The sequence below is a fragment of the Xanthobacter sp. BG11Y11_SDJG genome (assembly GCF_057364445.1).
Genome location: NZ_JBNFNU010000192.1, coordinates 1 through 7,706, shown reverse-complemented (window position 1 = coordinate 7,706; position 7,706 = coordinate 1). Strand labels below are relative to the sequence as shown.

The window sequence follows — 7,706 nt, the reverse complement described above, 5'->3', positions numbered from 1 at the left end:
CGGTGCCGCAGGCGCGGGTGCGCCCGGCGCCGCGCTCCCACACATGGAGCAGGATCGCATCCGGGCCGGTGAGGCTGGCGAACGAGATGTTGGCGCGCTCGGGAAACAGCGGATGATGCTCCAGCGCCGCGCCAAGGCCTTCCACGTCCACCGCATCGGCATCGGGCACGAAGAAGACGGCGTGGGGATTGCCCATGCTGACGAGGCTGGCGGGACCGAGCTGCGCGAAGCCGTCCACCATCACGGCCGCCGTGTCGCCCACGTCGCGCGCCAGCGGAATGTCGCGCCAGGAGAAGCGCGGCGCGCCCATGTCCACCGTTACCGTGCCGTCGGCGTGGACGCGGCAGTCGAGCAGGCCCGCCTCGCTCTCGAACCGCACATGGTCGGAGCCGGTGGCCTCGGCCTCAAGCGCGGCGATGCAGCGCGTGCCGTTGCCGCAGGCGGACGAGGTCGAGCCGTCGGAATTCAAAATGCGCACGAAGGCGGCGGTGTCCGGCCGGCGCGGCGGATAGAGCACCATCGCCTGGTCGAACCGCAGCGCCTCGCGCCGCGCCAGCGCCCGCGCCGCTTCGGGCGCCACCGCCACCGGATCGGCGCGCAGATCCAGCACCAGGATCTCGTTGCCGAGGCCGTTCATCTTCACGAAGGGGCGGTGAGCGAGGGAGACCATGAACATGCCGGCACGCGGGATGAGGGAACGGGCGCTTGCGCCCTGCCCCTTATATGGCGCAAGGCCGACGCGGCGCCACCCCCGCCGCCGCTGACGGCCGGCCGCGGCCGCAGACTTCGCGCCGCCGAGGCTCCCTCTCCCTGCCGTGCAGAGGATGTCCGGCCGCGGCGCGCAGGGTGGCCCGGCCGGCCTACCGCACGGCAGCGTGCCATCCGCCGCAGGCTCGGATAGCTTAGCCGCCAAAATCGGGAGGAAACCCATGGGCGAGTGGATGGACGCGAGCACCAAGGCGCTCGCGGGGCGCTACGGCGTCTTCATTTTCGTGATTGTCGGCGCGCTCGTGAGCCTGATCCTGTCCTTTGTCACCGAGCACGTCTTCATCTTCGCCTTCTGCGTCTTCTTCACCCTCGCCATGGTGGGGGTGTTCGACATCACCCAGCCGAACCACTCGCTGCTGCGCAACTATCCGCTGATCGGCTCGGTGCGCTGGATGTTCGAGGCGGTGCGGCCCTATCTGCGCCAGTACCTGATGGAGGACGACCTCTCGGGCCAGCCTTACAACCGCGACGACCGCTCGCTGGTCTATGCCCGCGCCAAGAATGAGGAGGACCGCCAGCCGTTCGGCACCGAGCTCGACACCTACGCCGCCGAATACGAGTGGATGACCCACTCTCTGGCGCCCACCCCGGTCAGCACGGAGCCGTTCCGGGTGAATGTGGGCGGGCCGGCCTGCGCCAAGCCCTATTCCGCCTCGGTGCTGAACATTTCCGCCATGAGCTTCGGCTCGCTCGGCAGCCACGCCATCGAGGCGCTGAACATGGGCGCGAAGGCCGGCGGCTTCTATCACGACACCGGCGAGGGCGGCCTCTCGCCCTACCACCGCAAGCATGGCGGCGACATCGTCTGGGAGCTGGGCTCGGGCTATTTCGGCTGCCGCAACCGCGACGGCTCCTTCTCGCCCGAGCGGTTCCAGGAGCGGGCGCTGCTGGACCAGGTGAAGATGGTGGAGATCAAGCTCTCCCAGGGCGCAAAGCCCGGCCATGGCGGCGTGCTGCCGGCCGCCAAGGTGACGCCGGAAATCTCCGAGACCCGCGGCGTGCCCATGGGCGAGGACTGCATCTCGCCCTCGCGCCATCCCGCCTTCTCCACGCCGGCGCAGATGATGGAGTTCGTGGCGCAGCTGCGCGAACTGTCCGGCGGCAAGCCGGTGGGGCTGAAGCTGTGCGTCGGCCATCCCAGCGAGGTGTTCGCGCTCGCAAAGGCGATGCTGAAGACCGGCATCCGGCCGGACTTCATCGTCGTCGACGGTGCGGAGGGCGGCACCGGCGCGGCGCCGCACGAACTGGCCGACCATGTGGGCATGCCGCTGCGCGAGGGGCTGATCCTGGTGCGCAACGCGCTGGTGGGCACGGGGCTGCGGCCCGAGGTGCGCCTCGCCGCCTCGGGCAAGGTGGTGTCGGGCTTCTCCATGGCCGCCAACATGGCGATCGGCGCCGACTGGTGCAACGCCGCGCGCGCCTTCATGTTCTCGCTCGGCTGCGTGATGTCCATGCGCTGCCACACCGGCGCCTGCCCCACCGGCGTCACCACCAACGATCCGCACCTCCAGCGCGGCCTCGTGATCGAGGACAAGGCGGAGCGGGTGACGAGCTTCCACCATCACACGGTCGAGGCGCTGGCCGACCTGATTGCCGCGGCGGGCCTCGACCACCCGCGCGATCTGCTGCCGCACCACGTCTGGCACCGGGTCAGCCCGATCGAGGTGAAGCCGCTGGACCGGCTCTACACCTTCCTCGCGGCGGACGCGCTCATCGACGCCCCGGACGACACGCCCTATGCGGCCGAGTGGGCGGCGGCGGATGCCGACAGCTTCGCGCCGCGCCGCGCGGTGGGCCGCGCCGCGCGGCCTGACGGCTCAGCGCTGGCAGGTGGCGCAGAAGAAGGTGGAGGCGGGCGCCTGCACGATGCGCTGGATGCCGGCCCTTGCATGGAGTGTCGGGCACGGCGCGCCTTCCCGGTCGTAGACGCGGAAGGCGTGCTGGAAATAGCCCAGCTCCCCGTTCACCTGCCGGTGGTCGCGCAGCGAGGAGCCGCCGGCCTGGATCGCCTCGCGCAGCACGTCGCGGATCGCCCTGACGAGCCGCTCGGCCCGCACGGTGGGGCGGCCCTCTTTGGTGGCGAGGGTGTGGGCGGAGCGGCGCGGCGAAAGGCCGGCACGATGCAGCGCCTCGCTCACATAGATGTTGCCGAGGCCGGCCACCACCTTCTGGTCGAGCAGTGCCGCCTTCAGCGGCGAACGCTTCTTGGCACACGCCCGCGCCAGGTGCTCGGCGTTGAAGCCGTTGCCCAGCGGCTCCGGGCCGAGGCCTCGCAGCAGGGGATGGGTGTCGAGCCGGTCGTAGGGCACCATCAGGATCGCGCCGAACCGGCGCGGATCGTTGAAGGTGACGGTGGCGCCTCCGGCGAGATGGAGCACCACGTGATCGTGCGGCCCGGCGGCGCGCGGGGATGGTGGAAGGCCGGCATCCGCCCGCGCGCCGGCGCGTTCTCGATGCGGATCGAGCCCGACATGCCGAGATGCAGGATCAGCACCTCGCCACCGCACAGGTCCGCCAGCAGGTATTTGGCGCGGCGGCCCACCGCCTCGATGCGGCGGCCGGCCAGGCGCTCGGCGAAGTGCTCGGGCAGCGGCCAGCGCAGATCGCCCCGGCGCGCCTCGACATTCTCCACGACGGCGCCTTGCAGAACGGGCAACAGGCCGCGGCGGACGGTCTCCACCTCGGGCAGTTCGGGCATCTTATCCTTCGGCTGCGGGACTCTGGCCCCGCGATTCGTGACGTTGTACTGCCGAAAAGTTAAGCGCAGCCCGGCGTCGCGCAAGTCAAGATTGCGCGGGCGGGGCGTTGTCCAGCCCTGATTTCCGGGCGCCGCCGCCTGCAACCCTTCAGAGGCAAGTGGCTAACGCATGACATTGAGGTGTGATGCGACACACGCACCAGGCATACAAAACGCGCTCGGACGGCGCTTCGGACCCGAAGGGGCTTTGCTTTCTCGAATTCCGCGTTAATAGCGGCGGCTCATGCCTTCGGGTGCGCGCTGTTCCTCAGCGAGGACCTTCACCACGGCCAGCAGGTGGGCGGGATCGAGATCGTCAACCCGTTCCTTGCGGCGCCGGACCGTTTCGAGATCTGATCCATGGGATTCAAATGCGGTATCGTCGGCCTGCCGAACGTCGGCAAGTCGACCCTGTTCAACGCGCTCACCCAGACCGCGGCGGCGCAGGCGGCGAACTACCCCTTCTGCACCATCGAGCCGAACGTGGGCGACGTGGCGGTGCCTGATCCGCGCCTCGACGCGCTCGCCGAGATCGCCGGCTCCGGGCAGATCATCCCCACCCGCCTCACCTTCGTGGACATCGCCGGCCTGGTGCGCGGCGCCTCCAAGGGCGAGGGGCTCGGCAACCAGTTCCTCGCCAACATCCGCGAGTGCGATGCCATCGCCCATGTGGTGCGCTGCTTCGAGGACGGCGACGTGACCCACGTGGAGGGCAAGATCTCGCCCGTGGACGACATCGAGACCATCGAGACCGAGCTGATGCTCGCCGACCTCGAAAGCCTGGAGAAGCGCGCCGCCGCGCTCGAGAAGAAGGCCAAGGGCAACGACAAGGAGGCGAAGGAGACCCTCGACCTCATGACCCGCGCTTTGGTGCTGCTGCGCGAGGGCAAGCCGGCCCGCCTCGCCGAGGTGAAGGCGGAAGAGGAGAAGCTGTTCTCCCAGCTCGGCCTGATGACGGCCAAGCCCGTGCTCTATGTCTGCAACGTGGAGGAGGCCTCCGCCAAGGAGGGCAATGCGCTCTCCGCCCAGGTGTTCGCGCGCGCCAAAGAAGAGGGCGCCAAGGCGGTGGTGGTCTCCGCCAAGATCGAGAGCGAGATCGCCGTTCTGCCGCCCGAGGAGCAGGAGGAGTATCTGGAGGCCATCGACCTGGACGAGCCGGGCCTGAACCGGGTTATCCGCGCCGGCTACGATCTGCTGAACCTCGTCACCTACTTCACCGTGGGCCCGAAGGAGGCGCGCGCCTGGACCATCACCCGGGGCACCAAGGCGCCGGCGGCGGCAGGCGTGATCCATTCCGATTTCGAGAAGGGCTTCATCCGCGCCGAGACGGTGGCCTACGACGACTATGTGAAGTTCAAGGGCGAGGCGGGCGCGCGCGAGGCCGGCCGGTTCCGTCTCGAGGGCAAGGACTACGTGGTTCAAGACGGCGATGTGCTGCACTTCCGCTTCGCCAATTGAGCCCGGCTCGGAGGCGGAGCGCGACCTGATCGGCCTGCCGCGCACCGGCGTCCGGCGCGAGACCGGCCGCTTCGTCTTCACCGAGGCGGAACTGCTGCGCTTCTCGCGCCAGTACGATCCCCTGCCCTTCCATGTGGACCCGGAGGCGGGCCAGAAGTCGCAATACGGGCAGCTCATCGGCTCCGGCTGGCACACCATGGCGGTGTGGATGAAGCTGTTCGTCGGCGCGCACGACGCGTCGGGCTTCCCGCCGGAGTCCCCCGAAGCCATCTCGCCCGCCGGCATCGGCTTCGGCTTCAAGAACCTGCGCTGGATCGTGCCGGTCTTTCCGGGCGACGAGATCGTCTTCTCCACCATCCTCGACGAGGTGCGCGCGAGCGCCAACCGGCCCGGCTGGGCGGTGTTCCGGCGCCAGGCGCTGGCCGCCCGGCCCGATGGCGAGGAGGTGATGCATTTCGTGCTGACCTATCTCGGCCCCATCGCCACCGCCATCGAATGCCGCACGCCGACGGCCGCCGACACCGCCGGCTGACGGCCCCATCCTTGACGCAGCGGCGATCCTCCAGTTGGATCGCCCCTCAAGCCATCTGGAGGCCGCCTTGGCCGATCTCTTCTTCGAGGATTTCATCGTCGGCGAGGTGAAGACCTTCGGCTCCTACGAGTTCACGCGCGAGGAGATCCTGTCGTTCGCGCGCGAATTCGACCCGCAGCCCATGCATCTCGACGACACGGCGGGCGGCGCCTCGCTGCTCGGCGGCCTCGCCGCCTCCGGCTGGCACACCTGCGCGGTGATGATGCGCCTGATCTGCGAGGGTTTTCTGGAGCGCTCCGCCGGCATGGGCTCGCCGGGCGTGAAGGAGAACAAGTGGAAGGCGCCGGTCTTCCCCGGCGACGTGCTCACCTTGCGCCGCACGGTGCTGGAGAGCCGCACCTCCAAGACCCGCCCGGAAATGGGGCTCATCACCTTCCGCTTCGAGCTGCTGAAGACCGACAAGACCATTGCCCTGGAAGCGGTCCTCGTCATCATGATGGGCCGCCGCAATCCGGGAGCGCGCCTCGCATGAAATTCTTCGAGGACATCGAGATCGGCGAGCGCCGGCTGCTGGGGCACCACACCTTCACGCAAGACGAGATGATCGCCTTCGCGCGCAAGTTCGACTTCCAGCCCTTCCATGTGGACCCGGAGGCGGCCAAGCGCAGCCTCTACGGCGCGCTGGTGGCGTCCGGCTGGCTCACCTCGGCCACCTGGATGCGCTACTTCGCCGAATTCAATGCCCGCGACACCGAGGAGACGCGCGCCCGCGGCGAGCGGGTGCCGCAGGTCGGCCCCTCGCCGGGCTTCGAGAACATGCGCTGGCTGAAGCCGGTCTATGCCGGCGACACCGTCACCTATGCCACGGAGGCGCGGGAGAAGACGGCGAGCCGCTCGCGCCCGCAATGGGGCATCCTGCGCACCTACAACAGCGGCACCAACCAGCACGGCGACCTGGTGCTGGACTTCGAGAGCATCGTCTTCGTCGAGCGCCGCGGCTGAGCAGCGGTTGCTCACGCCTCCGCCTGGGCGCGGGTGGCAAGGCGCAGCAGGTCGAGGCACGCCCGCGTCGAGGCGAGGTCGAGCGCCGAGAAGCCGTCGAGCGTCTCCGGGCGCGGGTCGGCACCGTGCCGCAGCAGCCGCGCCACCACCTCCGCCTTGCCGGCCGAGGCGGCATACATGAGGGCGGTGGCGCCATTGTCGTTGCGGTTGTCGATGGCGCAGCCGGCCGCCACCAGCGCGTCGATCACCGGCAGATGGCCGCCGACGCAGGCGAGCCAGAGCGCGGTGTTGCCGTCCGCATTGCGCGCATCCACGCGCGCCCCGCCGTCGATGAGCGCGGCGATGATCGCTTCGAGCCCCTCGCGGCAGGCGCGCATGAGCGGCGTCATGGCGTTCTCCACCGTGGCGTTCACGCCGTCGGCTGGAAAGCCCTGGATGGCGAGCCAGCGCGCGACCGCCGCGCCGGGCGTCGCGGCCCCGGTGCGCGCCTGCGCCGCCGCCCAAGCCTCGTAGCCGCCGTCCAGGCTGTGCACCGCTGAGAAGGCGAAGTCGCACAGCACCTGCGCGAACTCCCGGCTGGCGAAGCCGTGATAGCAGTAAATCAGCACCGGCCTGGCGCGGCTGGTGCCGTTGATGATCTGCGCGAGGTCCGAGAAGCCGATGTGGCGTGCCCCCTCCACATGGCCGGCCAGAAAGCTCGCGCGGTCCCGCACGTCGAGCGTGAGCACGCCGCCGGCCTTCAGCAGCGCCTCGCCGGCGGCGACGGAGATGGAGCGGAAGGCGGGGCGCTCGGCCATGGGGTTGTCCTCAGAGCGGGCGGCCGGCATAGGCCGGCTCGGTCAGGATGCGCGGGTCGGCGACCGGGGCGCCGACGGTGAAGTGGTAGAGCGACTGGAGCGCCTCGCCCTCGATCCCCAGGAGACGGTGCACCTCGTCGTCGAAGAAGCAGCCGATGCCGGTGCCGCGCACCCCCAAAGCCTCGGCTTCCAGATAGAGCACCTGGCCGATCAGGCCGGCCTCCCAGTGAAGCTGGCGGTAGCGCCACGGCGCGGCCGCGACCAGCGGCGCGAATTCGGCGAGCAAAGCGAGGCAGAAGGCGCCGTCGCCGGCGATCGCCTGATGGCAGCAGAGCGTCGCGGGCGACCCCGCGCGCATCGGCTTCGGCAAGGCGGAACAGCGGCAGGTGCGCCGGCGCGCCGTGAACCGGGT

At 69.8% G+C, this 7,706-nt stretch carries 7 protein-coding genes and 2 pseudogenes; 5 read left to right on the top strand and 4 right to left on the bottom strand.

The window, feature by feature from the left end; all coding sequences use genetic code 11:
- Positions 1–676: diaminopimelate epimerase (gene dapF / locus AC2W7M_RS15350; protein WP_486133100.1), on the bottom strand; the 676-nt coding region annotated here is incomplete at its 3' end.
- 253 nt (positions 677–929) lie between these two features.
- On the opposite strand from dapF, the pseudogene AC2W7M_RS15345 reads away from it, so the two are divergent.
- Positions 930–2,549 (top strand): annotated as a pseudogene (locus AC2W7M_RS15345) (FMN-binding glutamate synthase family protein); the annotation flags it as partial.
- A gap of 36 nt (positions 2,550–2,585) precedes the next feature.
- Here the strand turns inward: AC2W7M_RS15345 and mutM are convergent.
- Positions 2,586–3,466, bottom strand: a pseudogene (gene mutM / locus AC2W7M_RS15340) (bifunctional DNA-formamidopyrimidine glycosylase/DNA-(apurinic or apyrimidinic site) lyase).
- Between the two features lie 399 nt (positions 3,467–3,865).
- On the opposite strand from mutM, the gene ychF reads away from it, so the two are divergent.
- The 4 genes from ychF to AC2W7M_RS15320 all read left to right on the top strand — a co-directional run bounded on the left by ychF (position 3,866) and on the right by AC2W7M_RS15320 (position 6,497).
- On the top strand, positions 3,866–4,963 hold the full coding sequence (gene ychF, locus AC2W7M_RS15335) for a redox-regulated ATPase YchF (RefSeq protein WP_486133099.1): 1,098 nt from the start codon (positions 3,866–3,868) through the stop codon (positions 4,961–4,963).
- Positions 4,935–5,495 carry a MaoC/PaaZ C-terminal domain-containing protein gene (locus AC2W7M_RS15330; RefSeq protein ID WP_486133098.1) on the top strand — a complete coding sequence of 187 codons (561 nt, stop codon included), beginning with the start codon at positions 4,935–4,937 and terminating at the stop codon, positions 5,493–5,495. The genes ychF and AC2W7M_RS15330 overlap by 29 nt, the downstream gene beginning before the upstream one ends.
- Before the next feature lie 67 nt (positions 5,496–5,562).
- Positions 5,563–6,027 carry a MaoC family dehydratase gene (locus AC2W7M_RS15325; protein ID WP_486133097.1) on the top strand — a complete coding sequence of 155 codons (465 nt, stop codon included), beginning with the start codon at positions 5,563–5,565 and terminating at the stop codon, positions 6,025–6,027.
- Positions 6,024–6,497 carry a MaoC family dehydratase gene (locus AC2W7M_RS15320; protein ID WP_486133096.1) on the top strand — a complete coding sequence of 158 codons (474 nt, stop codon included), beginning with the start codon at positions 6,024–6,026 and terminating at the stop codon, positions 6,495–6,497. Before AC2W7M_RS15325 ends, AC2W7M_RS15320 begins: the two co-directional genes overlap by 4 nt.
- 11 nt (positions 6,498–6,508) lie before the next feature.
- Here AC2W7M_RS15320 and AC2W7M_RS15315 read toward each other — a convergent pair whose 3' ends face one another.
- Both AC2W7M_RS15315 and AC2W7M_RS15310 read right to left on the bottom strand, forming a co-directional pair.
- Positions 6,509–7,294, bottom strand: coding sequence for an ankyrin repeat domain-containing protein (locus tag AC2W7M_RS15315; protein WP_486133095.1), 786 nt, complete (start codon positions 7,292–7,294; stop codon positions 6,509–6,511).
- A gap of 10 nt (positions 7,295–7,304) precedes the next feature.
- A partial coding sequence (locus AC2W7M_RS15310) for a nitroreductase family protein (RefSeq protein WP_486133094.1) occupies positions 7,305–7,706 on the bottom strand: 402 nt, incomplete at its 5' end.

Excerpts from the sequence above, each read along its gene's own strand:
- ychF (WP_486133099.1), top strand. The coding sequence starts at position 3,866 with ATGGGATTCAAATGCGGTATCGTCGGCCTGCCGAACGTCGGCAAGTCG.
- AC2W7M_RS15330 (WP_486133098.1), top strand. The coding sequence starts at position 4,935 with ATGTGCTGCACTTCCGCTTCGCCAATTGAGCCCGGCTCGGAGGCGGAG.
- AC2W7M_RS15320 (WP_486133096.1), top strand. The coding sequence starts at position 6,024 with ATGAAATTCTTCGAGGACATCGAGATCGGCGAGCGCCGGCTGCTGGGG.
- AC2W7M_RS15315 (WP_486133095.1), bottom strand. The coding sequence starts at position 7,294 with ATGGCCGAGCGCCCCGCCTTCCGCTCCATCTCCGTCGCCGCCGGCGAG.